This window comes from Citrobacter amalonaticus Y19 (assembly GCF_000981805.1).
Taxonomy (GTDB): Bacteria; Pseudomonadota; Gammaproteobacteria; order Enterobacterales; family Enterobacteriaceae; genus Citrobacter_A; species Citrobacter_A amalonaticus_C.
Genome location: NZ_CP011132.1, coordinates 2,439,193 through 2,453,050 on the forward strand (window position 1 = coordinate 2,439,193; position 13,858 = coordinate 2,453,050).

The 13,858-nt window shown below is 48.0% G+C and carries 15 protein-coding genes and 1 riboswitch; of the genes, 4 read left to right on the forward strand and 11 right to left on the reverse strand.

Features of this window, described 5'->3' with window-relative positions; genetic code table 11:
* Positions 1 to 16 precede the first annotated feature (16 nt).
* Positions 17 to 817, reverse strand: coding sequence for a bifunctional hydroxymethylpyrimidine kinase/phosphomethylpyrimidine kinase (gene thiD, locus F384_RS11255; protein WP_046481551.1), 801 nt, complete (start codon positions 815 to 817; stop codon positions 17 to 19).
* Positions 814 to 1,602, reverse strand: coding sequence for a hydroxyethylthiazole kinase (thiM, locus tag F384_RS11260; RefSeq protein ID WP_046481552.1), 789 nt, complete (start codon positions 1,600 to 1,602; stop codon positions 814 to 816). The genes thiD and thiM overlap by 4 nt, the downstream gene beginning before the upstream one ends.
* A 31-nt stretch (positions 1,603 to 1,633) precedes the next feature.
* Positions 1,634 to 1,731, reverse strand: a riboswitch (TPP riboswitch).
* Positions 1,732 to 1,922: 191 nt separating this feature from the next.
* Between thiM and F384_RS11265 the strand changes: the two genes are divergently transcribed.
* Positions 1,923 to 2,399 (forward strand): tyrosine-type recombinase/integrase, encoded by a 477-nt coding sequence (locus F384_RS11265; protein ID WP_264371201.1) that lies wholly within the window; start codon positions 1,923 to 1,925, stop codon positions 2,397 to 2,399.
* 10 nt (positions 2,400 to 2,409) lie between these two features.
* Here F384_RS11265 and F384_RS11270 read toward each other — a convergent pair whose 3' ends face one another.
* Together F384_RS11270 and F384_RS11275 are read right to left on the reverse strand one after the other, a co-directional pair.
* Positions 2,410 to 2,859 carry a hypothetical protein gene (locus F384_RS11270; RefSeq protein ID WP_046481554.1) on the reverse strand — a complete coding sequence of 150 codons (450 nt, stop codon included), beginning with the start codon at positions 2,857 to 2,859 and terminating at the stop codon, positions 2,410 to 2,412.
* On the reverse strand, positions 2,856 to 3,116 hold the full coding sequence (locus F384_RS11275; protein WP_046481558.1) for a hypothetical protein: 261 nt from the start codon (positions 3,114 to 3,116) through the stop codon (positions 2,856 to 2,858). Before F384_RS11275 ends, F384_RS11270 begins: the two co-directional genes overlap by 4 nt.
* A 294-nt stretch (positions 3,117 to 3,410) precedes the next feature.
* Between F384_RS11275 and F384_RS11280 the strand changes: the two genes are divergently transcribed.
* A protein-coding gene (locus F384_RS11280) for an IS5-like element IS5 family transposase (protein WP_226991646.1) occupies positions 3,411 to 4,390 on the forward strand; the annotation gives its coding sequence in 2 pieces (ribosomal slippage) (positions 3,411 to 3,765 and positions 3,765 to 4,390; 981 coding nt in all).
* Between the two features lie 160 nt (positions 4,391 to 4,550).
* Positions 4,551 to 5,288, forward strand: a complete 738-nt coding sequence (locus F384_RS11285; RefSeq protein ID WP_046481559.1) for a YadA C-terminal domain-containing protein — start codon at positions 4,551 to 4,553, stop codon at positions 5,286 to 5,288.
* A 168-nt stretch (positions 5,289 to 5,456) separates the two neighbouring features.
* Here F384_RS11285 and F384_RS11290 read toward each other — a convergent pair whose 3' ends face one another.
* Entirely contained in the window at positions 5,457 to 5,891 is a 435-nt protein-coding gene (locus F384_RS11290) for a hypothetical protein (protein ID WP_046481561.1), read from the reverse strand.
* 745 nt (positions 5,892 to 6,636) lie between these two features.
* On the opposite strand from F384_RS11290, the gene rcnB reads away from it, so the two are divergent.
* Positions 6,637 to 6,963 (forward strand): Ni(II)/Co(II) efflux transporter accessory subunit RcnB, encoded by a 327-nt coding sequence (gene rcnB, locus F384_RS11295; protein ID WP_046481563.1) that lies wholly within the window; start codon positions 6,637 to 6,639, stop codon positions 6,961 to 6,963.
* 77 nt (positions 6,964 to 7,040) lie between these two features.
* On the opposite strand, the gene F384_RS11300 is transcribed toward rcnB, so the two are convergent.
* The 6 genes from F384_RS11300 to apbC form a co-directional block, all read right to left on the reverse strand.
* Complete coding sequence (locus F384_RS11300; protein ID WP_046498078.1) at positions 7,041 to 8,072, reverse strand: putative fimbrial-like adhesin protein; 1,032 nt, start codon at positions 8,070 to 8,072, stop codon at positions 7,041 to 7,043.
* 14 nt (positions 8,073 to 8,086) lie between these two features.
* Complete coding sequence (locus F384_RS11305; RefSeq protein WP_046481564.1) at positions 8,087 to 10,576, reverse strand: fimbrial biogenesis outer membrane usher protein; 2,490 nt, start codon at positions 10,574 to 10,576, stop codon at positions 8,087 to 8,089.
* A 13-nt stretch (positions 10,577 to 10,589) separates the two neighbouring features.
* On the reverse strand, positions 10,590 to 11,273 hold the full coding sequence (locus F384_RS11310) for a fimbria/pilus periplasmic chaperone (protein WP_046481566.1): 684 nt from the start codon (positions 11,271 to 11,273) through the stop codon (positions 10,590 to 10,592).
* Between the two features lie 59 nt (positions 11,274 to 11,332).
* Positions 11,333 to 11,881: a fimbrial protein YehD gene (gene yehD, locus F384_RS11315; protein WP_046481568.1), complete on the reverse strand. Its 549-nt coding sequence runs from the start codon at positions 11,879 to 11,881 to the stop codon at positions 11,333 to 11,335.
* Between the two features lie 295 nt (positions 11,882 to 12,176).
* Positions 12,177 to 12,461: a DUF2574 family protein gene (locus F384_RS11320; protein WP_046498080.1), complete on the reverse strand. Its 285-nt coding sequence runs from the start codon at positions 12,459 to 12,461 to the stop codon at positions 12,177 to 12,179.
* Between the two features lie 274 nt (positions 12,462 to 12,735).
* Positions 12,736 to 13,845 (reverse strand): iron-sulfur cluster carrier protein ApbC, encoded by a 1,110-nt coding sequence (apbC, locus tag F384_RS11325; RefSeq protein ID WP_046481569.1) that lies wholly within the window; start codon positions 13,843 to 13,845, stop codon positions 12,736 to 12,738.
* Positions 13,846 to 13,858: the final 13 nt, after the last annotated feature.

Below are 13,858 nucleotides of genomic sequence, written 5' to 3' on the forward strand. Positions count from 1 at the left end.
GCTGCCAGTATATACGCTACCAGTACGCGTGGAAATGATGAACAGGTCCAATACCGTGCCCGACCTCCAGCGTATCCGCCTGCGCCAGCGCTGCCGACAGCCAGACTTTCGCCTCCTGCACCGTCCCGGCCCAGTCAGCATGTCGAGGACGCAGCGCCGCCAGCGCCGCAGAGAGCGTGCAACCGGTGCCGTGCGTGTTTTTGGTCATCACCCGCGGTGCGGTAAAGCGCTGCTCACCGGCAGCCGTAAACAGCCAGTCGGGGCTTTGCGCATCATCCAGATGACCACCTTTCATTAACACCGCGCCACAGCCCATCGCCAACAGCGCCCGTCCCTGTTCCAGCATCTCCTTTTCCACACGCGCATGCGGACAATCCAGCAACGCCGCCGCTTCAGGCAGGTTAGGCGTAATCAGCGAAACCTGCGGCAGCAGTCGCTTGCGCAATGTCTCAACGGCGGAAGGCGACAGCAACGGATCGCCGCTTTTCGCCAGCATGACCGTGTCGAGCACTACATTCCGCACCTGATGGCGCTGCAACCGCTCCGCCACCGCCTCGATAATGTCGGTTTCCGCCAGCATGCCGATTTTGGTGGTATCAATGCGCACATCGCTGAACACCGAATCGAGCTGCGCGGCGACAAAATCCGGTTCAATGCGATAGACCGACTGTACGCCACGCGTATTCTGCGCCACCAGCGCGGTAATCACTGAACAGCCGTAGGCACCGAGCGCCGAAAAGGTTTTCAGATCGGCCTGAATGCCTGCGCCACCGCTGGGATCGGTGCCGGCAATGGTCAGGGCGTTAATCCGCTTCATGCTGCGACCTCCGTATCCAGGGTGTAGAGCGCGTCGAGAAACGCCGGAATGAAACTGCCGGGTCCGCGACAGGTTTTGCGGGCAATCTGCCCCGCCAGCTTCATCCATCCACAGGCAGAAGCGATATTTTCGATTCGGTTTCCAGGCAGCGCACAACTGGCAGCCACTACGGCGGAAAGCGCACAGCCGGTGCCTACGACCTTCGTCATCAACGGGTCGCCGCCGGTGACGCCCAGCGTGCGCTCGCCGTCCGTGACGTAGTCCACTTCACCAGTGACCACCACAATCGCGCCAGTCTGACGTGCCAGAATCTGCGCCGCCGGCAGGGCCGTTGCGACCGCATCGGTGGCATCCACACCGCGTCCCCCGGCGCTTTCACCGGCTAACGCCAGGATCTCAGAGGCATTACCGCGCACGGCGGCGGGTTTTATGGCAAGAAGCTCAAGGCAGAAACGACGACGATACTCGAGCGCGCCCACGGCAACGGGGTCCAGTGTCCAGGGGGTTTTTGCGCTGTTCGCCTGCTCAACCGCCGCTCGCATTGCCCGCGCGCGCGACTGCGTCAGCGTACCCACGTTAATCAGCAAGGCGCTGGCAATGGCGGCAAACTGGCGAGCCTCTTCCGGCTCGATCACCATCGCAGGAGAAGCGCCCAGCGCCAGTAGCGTATTGGCGGTAAAACTCTGCACGACGTCATTGGTCATACAGTGGGTTAACGGAGAAAGGGTGCGAAATTGTTTTAAGGTACAAACCGCGTGTTCGCGGCTGTGCAGGTCAGGCTGCATGATTACGCTCCTGCCCGCGCGAAGAAGGGACACGAGCAGTGTCTGACTTCCCTACGCTGGCATTATCCAGATCAGGTGGTACGGGTATTTCTCAGCCCTTCGTGAAAAGGGGCACCCCGAGTCATTTGAATCAAAATCAAAAACTTGCGATTAATGCTCCACATTAATCCCTGATCAGGATCATGCCAGCGGGAAGCCAAAGACACAACCCCCTAGAATCGACCTTTTTGATTGAAAAATAGCCATGTGTCCCAGCTTGTATCCCAAAGGCACCTATTTATGGGGATCTCTGGGTATTCCTGAACCAGACAGCGGCCCGCATAAGTGACACCTTCTCGCTACGTTTTGTTGATTTTCAAAACCTGGATGGGAACATGTTGCACCTGAAGGAAAAGAAAACCGGAAAGACACGCACTATATTATTGACTGCCAGAGCGCTGGAAATCGTTGCAGAACGTCAGGCGGCAAATTCTGGTCATGAATATCTGTTTCAGGTTGAAAGCAACCGTGCAAAGGGAAAGCCGATCAGTCGGGTGACGGTCTCAACCAAATTTAAGGAAGCGGGTGATCGTCTGGGGCTGCATGTCGCGGCACATACACCACGTAAAAACCTGGGATATCGCTCTGAAGCGTGGTGTGTCATTGCCCACACTCACAAAGTTATACGGTCATTCAAGTCAGTCAATCACGCTGGCCTATGTGGGGATCATGGAAAGCGATATTCAGGACGTATTCACGGGGATCGATTACTGAAGCTCGTTAACGAGTTTGGTTTACCAAATCACGTAGTAACCTAGCAAGGAGAAGCTACTTCGAAAAAGTTGGAATGATTTCTAAAACTACGGTTTGAGTATCTTTTATTTTTACTTCAAGCTCTCTTGCTTCCCTAATAGCTGATGCTGCAATACCTTCGCCCGAAACAATATTAGTAGCAAAATAATTATCTGAAAAACATAGAGTTCCTGATTTAAAAGGCGCTAAAGATTTCAAAAAATAAAAATCAGAAGTCGTCAGAATGTTAATAGCACTATCCCCTTTCCAGAGTTCTATTTTGATTTGCGCACGAGCAAAATTGCGGAAAGTGTTGTTAGCTACCTTCACCATTAAAGGATGTGATAGCGGGCAAATATTCTTCTCTTCTGGTTCATGGGAAGCAGTAGCACTTACCTGAATCCCATAACACCAGTAAAGAATAATCATACCAGTCACTAAGATCGCAAATAGCCCCACTATATGACGAGGTTTGAATCTCATCATGTGTTAGCTACCGCGTAAAGCACATCAACAAGTTTCACCGCATCCACATCATTCCAGACCCAATAAGACGGTAACTGATGATAGTTGTCACCATCAGGCTTACCTAAAACGCCTTGTACTATTGCCTGATGATCCTGAGAGGCAGTTACGCGAACACTGTTTGCCATTTGTATAAAGTAGGTCAACCCCTTCAGATCATCACGTTCTATCTTCTTCTTATGTCGGTCTACGTTCTGAGATGTAACAGTGATACGCATGTTTTTTTACCCCTTAATGTTGTGTAATAAAGTTTAAGAACATGTCACCTAAATCAGAGGTTCTTCTTTCTGTCAATCCCTGTCGGGACATTGTCCCGCTAAGAGAATCGCTGCTGACCAAGCCGTGATCATAAAGCTCCTTCCAAATTTGTCTTACTAGAGGCTCCTGTTGACGCAAGTTAGGATAAGCATCAAATAATACAGTACTTAACCCTCCCATACTTAGGGAAGGTGCGAACAAGTCCCTGATATGAGATCATGTTTGTCATCTGGAGCCATGGAACAGGGTTCATCATGAGTCATCAACTCACCTTCGCCGACAGTGAATTCAGCAGTAAGCGCCGTCAGACCAGAAAAGAGATTTTCTTGTCCCGCATGGAGCAGATTCTGCCATGGCAAAACATGGTGGAAGTCATCGAGCCGTTTTACCCCAAGGCTGGTAATGGCCGGCGACCTTATCCGCTGGAAACCATGCTACGCATTCACTGCATGCAGCATTGGTACAACCTGAGCGATGGCGCGATGGAAGATGCTCTGTACGAAATCGCCTCCATGCGTCTGTTTGCCCGGTTATCCCTGGATAGCGCCCTGCCGGACCGCACCACCATCATGAATTTCCGCCACCTGCTGGAGCAGCATCAACTGGCCGCCAATTGTTCAAGACCATCAATCGCTGGCTGGCCGAAGCAGGCGTCATGATGACCCAAGGCACCTTGGTCGATGCCACCATCATTGAGGCACCCAGCTCGACCAAGAACAAAGAGCAGCAACGCGATCCGGAGATGCATCAGACCAAGAAAGGCAATCAGTGGCACTTTGGCATGAAGGCCCACATTGGTGTCGATGCCAAGAGTGGCCTGACCCACAGCCTAGTCACCACCGCGGCCAACGAGCATGACCTCAATCAGCTGGGTAATCTGCTGCATGGAGAGGAGCAATTTGTCTCAGCCGATGCCGGCTACCAAGGGGCGCCACAGCGCGAGGAGCTGGCCGAGGTGGATGTGGACTGGCTGATCGCCGAGCGCCCCGGCAAGGTAAGAACCTTGAAACAGCATCCACGCAAGAACAAAACGGCCATCAACATCGAATACATGAAAGCCAGCATCCGGGCCAAGGTGGAGCACCCATTTCGCATCATCAAGCGACAGTTCGGCTTCGTGAAAGCCAGATACAAGGGGTTGCTGAAAAACGATAACCAACTGGCGATGTTATTCACGCTGGCCAACCTGTTTCGGGCGGACCAAATGATACGTCAGTGGGAGAGATCTCACTAAAAACTGGGGATAACGCCTTAAATGGCGAAGAAACGGTCTAAATAGGCTGATTCAAGGCATTTACGGGAGAAAAAATCGGCTCAAACATGAAGAAATGAAATGACTGAGTCAGCCGAGAAGAATTTCCCCGCTTATTCGCACCTTCCCTAACGTGGAGGCAGTGGTCACGGATCCCACGACCAATGGGGCTTTTTTTGTCTCTGGTATTGATGGTGCTACGTATGATTTACAAAAGCATGAAGGGCAAATATCTGCCCTGGAAGCGGGTAAAGCGGATGTGACTCAGGTGAATAATGTTGCCACTTATGCACAACAAATTCGTACCGATCATGATAACCTGGTGCAGCGTGTCACTCTGGATGAACAATATGACGGCCAGGCCATCATTAAGAATCGCGATGATATTGCTACTAACAAAACAAACCAGCAAATTGTCGATAACGATCAAAACGTGTTAATTAGCACTAATGGTGGTAAGGCTGACGCTGCGTTACAGCGTGCAGCAACTAACCAGGTCGCTGTAGCTAACGTGCAAACTAAACAAAAAGTGCAAGATGGCGCCATTCAGACTCACACCAGACAGTTAGCTAACCATGAAACGCGTATTACGACCCTGGAAAATCAAAATAATTCGCGCTTCTCTTCAATGGAAAAACAGCAAAACGACGATCGTAAAGAATATCGTAGTGGTATTGCAGGCGCCGCGTCTATCGCCGGACTTCACTATGTAGATACTGATAATGCTATTGCTGTTGGCGCTGCTGATTTTAAAAATGAACAAGGTTATGCCATGGGCTATCGTCATAAATTCGCAGAGAATGTCGCCGCAACGGTTAGCTATGCCGGAACGTCTGATGGTGATTCCGTCGTAGCGGCTTCTGCTTCATTAGGCTGGTAAGAACATGGTGAAACGACACTAAGGTGTCGGTTAAAACAGTGGCGCTTCAATCTGAAGCGCCACATGAATCATTGATACCGTCAGCGTTTATTATCTTATTCCTGACGTGACAGAAATCAACTTTTCCTGACCCGCGGCAAGAACCGCAGATTTGCAGGCGATATTTTTTTATTTTGCCCAGCCCAACATCTGACGCTGGTCATTAAGTACCGCTAACCGTCCCGTGCTGTACACGATAAAATAATGTAAACCTTGCTGATAAACGGTGGCGCTTTCCTCTTTCTCCACGAGAGATGCTGGCAAGCCATTAATATTCAAACCGGTACTCACCTTTTTGATTTCCATTCCTTCATAGTAATAGACACTTTTTTTCTTCGCGGCCTGCGCATGCTGTTTTACCGCAGCACGGGCATTGGCATAAGCGTTTTGCTGCGCGTTACTATCGATCATTTGCTGATTAGCGCGATCGACCTGATAACAAACATCGCGGCTTACACCTTTAGCTTCACAGCGCGCGAGACGTTCTTCTTCCGAAACGCAACCAGACAATACGCTGGCAATAACCAGAACATAAACGGTCTTTTTTATGCTTAACGTTTTCATCACTACCATCACCATTATTATTTAACAAAAAGAATGACGCAACTGGCTAGCCGCGAATTTTATATCAACAGATCATGTGCAGGATATTTTTGTCATTCTGTACTGTCAATATAATTCATGTAGTGTTGATATAGACAAGCTCTCCCGACATGAAGAATAAGAGTACTCCTGGCTGTTTTTTTCATTCTGATTTATTAATTAGCAATTAATTAACCAAGAAGGTACAAGAATACAATGTCATCAAATATCATTCTGTCCATAACATTAAATACCTTTAATATTATGATATTTATCAAAATCAAAAAACGCTCACTACGCCATAGTATCGCGTAAGGTAATTTATATGTTGACATTGATTAATTGTTATTTTTCGAAGATATTTTAAGCGTCTCTATTTATGAAGCCTATTTCAATATGAAACCCAGTGCGTTAACGTTGATAGTCCTTTATCTTTTTCTGTATTTACTTCTGATCTCTATGGGCTTCATCGCTGGTGTGATGTATGCCGAACGCCTGCATTTCTGCATCTGGGGATCGTGGCATTGGTAGTCAGTGGTCCGAAAACGCTACCTGCCACCATCATTTTTGGCCGAATTCTTCTATAGTGCAGTTGTCAGACGAAGAATGTATTTACATTTTTTACGAAATTTCCGGGAATCTAACAAACCAGCGCTTGTCAGTCATCATGAAGGCCGGGAAAGATACATGACTGATTTTGAAGGTTCTAACAGTGGAGCGTAGAAGTATGAAGAATAAATTGGTGATGGGCGCGCTGCTGCTCGCATCCAGCGCGGTCTGGGCCGCACCCGCGACAACCGTCGCCGCGAAGGGGATTGATCAGTACGAACTCAGCGGCTTCATCGCGGACTTCACCCATTTCAAACCAGGCGATACGGTGCCAGAGATGTATCGCACTGACGAGTACACCATCAAGCAATGGAATCTGCGTAATTTACCTGCACCGGATGCCGGGACTCACTGGACCTATATGGGCGGTGCGTATGTGTTGATCAATGACGCTGACGGTAAAATTATTAAAGCCTACGATGGCGAGATTTTTTATCACCGCTAAAAATGCCCCCTCGTGGAGAGGGGGATTTGAATGCTTATTTTGCTGTCAGCCTCGTTTGGCGGAGGGTCCCTGTGAGGTCAGTCGTACTTCACGTAAATTAACGCGGTTGCGCTGAGGTTGCCCGGTTTCACTTTACTTTTGTCATAAACGTAATAACTGGCAACGATGGGAATGATCACTGTGTTGCTGTTCACTACGTCCCCTGGTTTATCCACTTTCCATAATGTGGTTGCGCCACCTTGTCCGGTCACACTGGATATATTGACGACTTGATTATTATTCTCCAGGACAAATCCAACACCATTATCTGAACTCCCCCGAAGAATAAAACTGCTTCCCGCGACTAAATCACTGCTGGAAAGATACGCAACCATTTTGCGTGACGTCTGTTTGCGGTCACCAAAAAGATTATCGCACTGCAATCGAATATTTTCGGAAACATTTTTGCTGACAATCTTTCCGTTTACAGCAAGTTCCGAGAGAGCAATATCAGGCAGTACAATATTCAAATCTTCAGGTTTGCAGGTCGTTTGCTTTCTGTTGTAGGTTAAACGCAAATTCGAAGAGTAAAATCCGCCGTCCTTTGCCAGCGCGTTATGATAACTTGTGATGCAAGGTTCCCACGCTTTCCCCGACAGTAAGCAAACCACTAAGGTAAAGAGTGCTGAACTCTGAGAAGTAGCCGTTGCGCTGGAAAGCGAAGTCACATCTTTGATATAGACGCTGTTCCCTGCCCCCGCAGAGATGTTCACAGATGCACTACTGCTTGCAGGCGAAACATCGACTCGATAGCTCGCTGAAAAATCACCTTTCCCACTTGCCAGACCGATATCAGAACTATTTACCCACGTAAATTTCAACGCTAGCTTGACGGTATCATCATATAATCCAACAATAACATCCGATGTTTTTAATGGACTAATAGTATTCGTCCCTGCGCAAGTGAGATCGTTAAACTGGTGAGTATAAGATTCTGACTGCGAGGAATTAATGGAAAAATCTTCACGTATGATTAGATTATCCTCGTAAGAGATATTTCCTTTACACCCCGCGTAAGATGCGGGCAACACCACCATCAGAATCAGTAAAAGTAAAAAATTGAGTTTCATAGCGGTATCCGACACTATTGGCAAATATAGACTTTACTTTCATCAATCGTCTTATCGAAAGTAATCGAACATGAAAGTCCCTTTTCTTTATCAACCGCCACGCTGACTTCAGATGGAATGTCATTTGTACGGATAAAAAGCTGGCTTCCCTGCCCCACGACCCCCACGTTATCCCCGTGGATATCATTCACTTCGTAGCCAAAGGTTAAGGGCGCGCCATCCGGGCGTTGGGCTTTAATAAACCACGGTTTACGCCTATCGGTATCAAAGCGCACAAGCAACACCGCACCACGGTATGGGGATGCGTTTTTACGGTTTCCGCGCAGTTCGGTTTCGCTGTCGCTTTGCGATACATCGAGCAACAGGTGATTCTCACGGTAAGGCGTCAGATTATCGTAGACAACCGTCCCGTTAGCATTTGTCGTCCGATATTTTTGTCCATTTACGTAAGCGCCTTCCAGCCCCGGTGCCTGCATAATGGCAAACGTATCCGAAAGTCGATTCGATAAATTCACACCGCCAGACCACACCACCACGCCGCCGGAAAGACTCCCACCGGACTGATGATAGTGTGTCGACTGACTGTAGTTGCCGTTAATGGCTGCTATCGGGGTATTCCAGGTGGCGTTTCCACCTACGGCCGTTTCATTATCCTGCCGTTGATGGTTCAGGTTAACACCATAAATAAATTGGTCGCGATCGCCCGTCGTTCCGTTTAAACCGATATTATTTGACGCCAGACCATTCTCATCAAAGGTGGTTGAATTTGACATGCTCAGGTAACGATGCGGCGTGGTAATACCATCCCCCCAGTCAAGCGGAACAGAAATAAACAAGTTAAAACGTTTATCTTCCCGATGATCTTCATCGTAGGTCTGGCTCGCTGAGAATGTATAGCTAATCCGCTGCCAGCTATTCGAATAACTGAGTTGATAATCTTCGCTATTTCCCCCTCGTCCCCAATAATCTCGCCATAGTGAACTCAATGAAACGGCGCCCCATCCCTCCGGCAACGTCTGACTGATGTTTGCCGAGAAGGTATTTTTACGGCCAAAATCGCTTTGATAATAATCAACGACATCGTAAACGTCGCTTTCATCCTGATGATAGCTGTTTTTGTTATTAGCCCAGACATGATCGTTGAATGTCCGATAGCCGCGCGATGAATAACGATATGCCGAAAGTCCAAAACGGGTCGCGGTTTGCGCCACATATTTGTTATAAGCGACCTGGTAACTCTGACCATCAAATACGTCGCCACTGTCCTGCTTGCTGTGTGACCGGGTGGCATCTATAGAAATCGCACCCATGCGCGTATTCCATCCCGTACCAAAAGTGAACGCCTGGTAGTGGTTAGAAAACATGGTGCCGCCAAAAAGCGTCAGTAAATTGTTTAATCCGTACTGATAATTGGCCTGCGCAAAATCGGACTGGTTACTCGCCCCTTCGATATGGCTACGCCCGGCTGCAAAATCATATTTTGAAACCCCGGGCTGTAGCATATTGGGGACTGAAGCATACGGCACCAGGTAGGTTGTGACTGAACCGTCTGCTTCGCGTACTGTGACATCCAGATCTGTCCCGCCACCTGCCAGTTGCAAATCAGCAATTGAGAAGGGTCCCGGCGGAACTTCTTTTTGATAAACAATAAAACCATTCTGCTCAATGGTAACCAAAGCATTACTCTGCGCGATCCCCTGTACCCGCGGCGTAAAATTTTGCTTTGAGTTCGGTAACATTTGCATATCGCGAAACAGGCGAACGCCGCTAAAGCGTACAGACGAAAATATATCGGGCGACGTATACATATCCCCGGTACGCAATATACCAAGGATTGGCGCAAAACCGCGCTCCAGATACAGCGTATTACTTTTCCACTCCCCCTGACTGGCTTCTGCTTTGCTAAAGCTTGTATCCGCATGTACCTGCCACCCCAGTAAGTTCAATCCGCTATTAAACCGGACATAAGTGCTCTTGTTACTTCCTGAGCGTTGATCATCGCTGTAATACTGACTCACATAATATGACGTATAGAAAGCATTGATTCCGCGTTCCCAATTCTCAGGTAAAACGTAACCCGACTCCACTTGTGTAATATAGGCCTGCGGAACACTCAGATCCAAACGAAAAATACCTATATCAAACGTATAGCTTCCACTTCTGATCGCACGCTTTAATGTAATACACCGATCGGGTACCTGTGGTTTCAGATCGTCGGTTATTACGCCGAGGTGATGCAACATATCATCAGTCAGACAAACATCATCAGGTTCCTCACCAACGTTGATCTCATATCTGCCACGCCATTGTTTGTTGACATAAATATCCAGTTCATACTGGCCAGGAAGTGGTTTGCTTTCATCCAGACTAAAATTTGACACTTTCTGATCTTTTGCTCCCCCGATCATGAAATGGGTGTCGAATGTTTCTGTCGCGGTAGCGTGAACCTGATGAGAAAATAAAATGAATAATATAACCGATGCAACAGGGGTCATCCGCGGCATAATCAACTCCTGCTTATTTCACATTCACTTTGCTACTAATATAATTACCGCTATCGTCAATAATCGTTAATTCATATTTTTTTTCGACAGCATACTTCGTATTTACGGTCTGCGTTGAGAACGGTTCCAGCATGATGGCTTTATCATTTATTTTTACCGTTCCTGTATGAATATCGGCAATAGTAATCCAGTTCGCGGTGTCATTCTTCAAAACCAGAGTTCGACCAGAGGCGGATAAGCCTAACTTACGAAAGCTCTCCTCGTTGACGGCAGTGATTCCTTTTGGACGCCAGATAAGTTTAATCCTGTTTTGCATAGCAAACTTGAGCGTGTTCTTACCTGTCGATTCGGCGTTATTCGGCGGAATATCCAGGACATTCAAGTAAAACAGACTTTCTCTATTTTCTGGTAATCCATTGGTCATTTTTTTAATTTTGAGCTGCTGCCCGGAACTGGCCGGGACACGCACCACCGGTGGCGTTAACATGAAAGGCACATGGATTTTCTCCGGCGGTAATGAGGTGTCACCCTCATCAATCCACGATTGTACAAGCGAAGCGCTACTGCCCTCATTCATCAATTGTACAGCCACTTCTTTTTTTTCTGCCGGGTAAATGACCCGAGTGCCATAGATAACAATGCCTGCATGAGCAGGTAACATCATGGCAGATAATAATACTACAACCAGTTTTTTCATCTTTAGTTGCGCGGCCTTACTCACCAGGAACCGGCGGTAAATACCGCCGGTATCATATATCAGTCTGTCACAACCGTCAGCGTCAGTGTTGAACTTACGCTACCGGCTTTAACTGCATCACTATTATTCAAACGAGCATAGCGGGCGAAGAAATTGAGTTCATATTCGCCATTTGCATTTTTTTCGAGCGCGAGGTCCATTTTCCCGGCAGGGTCAATCTGTTTGTTGTCATTACCGTAGTAAACCGCAAACCCTACCCCTTTGGCATCGCCGTTATTAAACGTAACTTTTTTATCATCAAATTGGCTGGCAGAAAATGTTACCCGCGGGGTTTTATTCCCTTCACACTTAATTCTCAACGGTTGTTGAGTCCCATTGACCACCGGGGTATAAGCCTGGCCGACGGGAAGCGTACTCAGTTTATCCATACCCACTTCATTCAGACTGATTTCAGCAGTATTTGAGTCAATAAATTGGCACGTCGTCCCAACCACTTTACCGTTAATCTTTAATACGCCGGAATCGTAAGTTTCACCGGTTGCAGCAACTGCACCAGCACTGATAAAAACAGATGAAAGAACAGCGATGGTAATAATTGTACGCTTCATAATATTTTCCTTAATTGAATAATTTCTATTTGTTAAGAAACAGCTTATCTCGGAGCGTAAATTCTCACAGACAGTAGGTTACCGCAATGTAAAGACATTGTTTTATTGATTTAACGCAAATTAAATTATGAAACATAGTTTCAATAAATAAAGAAGAGAATAACTATTTTCAGTGGCAATTAATTTAAGCTAATTATTGTACAGTCATATATGAGAAGGGAATAAAAATACCGAAATCATTCACAGTGATGATTTCGGATAAAAAGAAAGTTTGCTTACAGAGATAACCGTCCGATTAATCGTAGCGGTTAAGTACAATCTGTCGTGCCGTATCTCCGGGAAGATGGGTCATTTCAGTCACCACGCCCCTTGCTGAAGAGGTTTCTTTGGCATCCTGTGCAGTAAACTGAAAAAGCGTATTACCACAACGTTGTTGCAATTGACTGTTAACGACGTCGGTACTGCAAGTCGGTATCGTCACTCTACCCTTGATGGTTAACGTTGCTGTATCGGAGGGAAAAGCAGGGGTACTCATTGCGTAAGTCAAAACTATGATTCCTGACAGCAGATAGTTCTTCATGTCGAGTGTAATCCCTGTAGTAAAAATAGTTACAGCGCAATACGTCTGCCTGTAAAGTATGGTCATGACTCCATTGCCATACCAATAGAAATAATAAATTAATCGTGCGGAAATGAGCAATTTAAAGGGTGGATTACGCTTCTTTTTTAAGAAAAATGCCTATACAGTTCAGTGACACTACATAAATCAGACAGCAATATTTAAATTAAATATTCACCGCATCACTATTTAACGAATACGGTGAATGGGGATAATTAAAAAAGTTCAGCAGAAATCAGACGGCCCGAAAGGCAATCTCGCCAGGAATGACTTCACCCTGCCAGTAAAGCTGCGCGGCAACACGTCCCGCCAGTTCGCGATACATTACGGTGAAATCACTGTCCGGACGACTGATAACGGTCGGCGTCCCGCGATCGAGATCTTCACGCAGGCTGATATGCAGCGGCATCTGCCCCAGTAGTTGCGTGTGATACTGCTCAGCCAGTTTCTGCGCGCCGCCGGTGCCAAAGATCGGTTCATGATGGCCGCAGTTGCTGCAGATATGCATGCTCATGTTTTCGACGATGCCCAGAACCGGCACTTCAACTTTTTCAAACATGACGATGCCTTTTTTGGCGTCGATCAGCGCGATGTCCTGCGGCGTGGTGACCACCACAGCCCCTGTGACGGGAATGTTCTGCGCCAGGGTCAATTGAATGTCACCGGTGCCTGGCGGCATATCCAGCACGAGGTAATCCAGATCCGGCCACAGCGTCTCCTGCAGCATCTGCATCAGCGCTTTGCTGGCCATCGGCCCACGCCAGACCATCGCGTTATCATCAGTGACCAGATAGCCGATGGAGTTCGTCGCCAGCCCGTGGGACATGATCGGTGCCATATGGGTGCCATCCGGCGAGGTTGGGCGCTGGTTTTCCGCACCCAGCATGGTCGGGATCGATGGCCCATAAATATCGGCGTCCAGAATCCCCACTTTCGCCCCTTCTGCCGCCAGCGCCAGCGCCAGGTTTACCGCAGTCGACGATTTACCAACGCCGCCTTTGCCAGAACTGACAGCGATAATGTTCTTCACGCCATTCACGCCCGGCTGATTTTTCACGCGTTTCAGGGTGGCGATATTGTGAGAAAGCTTCCAGTCGATAGCCTTCGCCTCGGTGATACGCAGCAGATCGGCGCTACATTGCTCTTTTAACACCTCAAATGCACTGTGCCAGACGAACGGCATGACCAGTTCAACGTGCAACGTGTCATCCATCCAGGCGACGTGATGCAACGCCTTCAGCGTCGTCAGATTATGCTTCAGGGTGGGGTGCTGAAAATTCGCCAGCGTCCCGGCGACCATCGCGCGCAGGGTTTCTGGTGATTTGGCCTGGGATTGTACGTTCATCCCGACTCCTTTT

Bases quoted from the DNA above. Each gene is read 5' to 3' on its own strand.
- thiD (WP_046481551.1), bottom strand. From the start codon at position 817: ATGAAGCGGATTAACGCCCTGACCATTGCCGGCACCGATCCCAGCGGT.
- thiM (WP_046481552.1), bottom strand. From the start codon at position 1,602: ATGCAGCCTGACCTGCACAGCCGCGAACACGCGGTTTGTACCTTAAAA.
- F384_RS11270 (WP_046481554.1), bottom strand. From the start codon at position 2,859: ATGATGAGATTCAAACCTCGTCATATAGTGGGGCTATTTGCGATCTTA.
- F384_RS11275 (WP_046481558.1), bottom strand. From the start codon at position 3,116: ATGCGTATCACTGTTACATCTCAGAACGTAGACCGACATAAGAAGAAG.
- F384_RS11290 (WP_046481561.1), bottom strand. From the start codon at position 5,891: ATGAAAACGTTAAGCATAAAAAAGACCGTTTATGTTCTGGTTATTGCC.
- rcnB (WP_046481563.1), top strand. From the start codon at position 6,637: ATGAAGAATAAATTGGTGATGGGCGCGCTGCTGCTCGCATCCAGCGCG.
- F384_RS11300 (WP_046498078.1), bottom strand. From the start codon at position 8,072: ATGAAACTCAATTTTTTACTTTTACTGATTCTGATGGTGGTGTTGCCC.
- F384_RS11305 (WP_046481564.1), bottom strand. From the start codon at position 10,576: ATGCCGCGGATGACCCCTGTTGCATCGGTTATATTATTCATTTTATTT.
- F384_RS11310 (WP_046481566.1), bottom strand. From the start codon at position 11,273: ATGAAAAAACTGGTTGTAGTATTATTATCTGCCATGATGTTACCTGCT.
- yehD (WP_046481568.1), bottom strand. From the start codon at position 11,881: ATGAAGCGTACAATTATTACCATCGCTGTTCTTTCATCTGTTTTTATC.
- F384_RS11320 (WP_046498080.1), bottom strand. From the start codon at position 12,461: ATGAAGAACTATCTGCTGTCAGGAATCATAGTTTTGACTTACGCAATG.
- apbC (WP_046481569.1), bottom strand. From the start codon at position 13,845: ATGAACGTACAATCCCAGGCCAAATCACCAGAAACCCTGCGCGCGATG.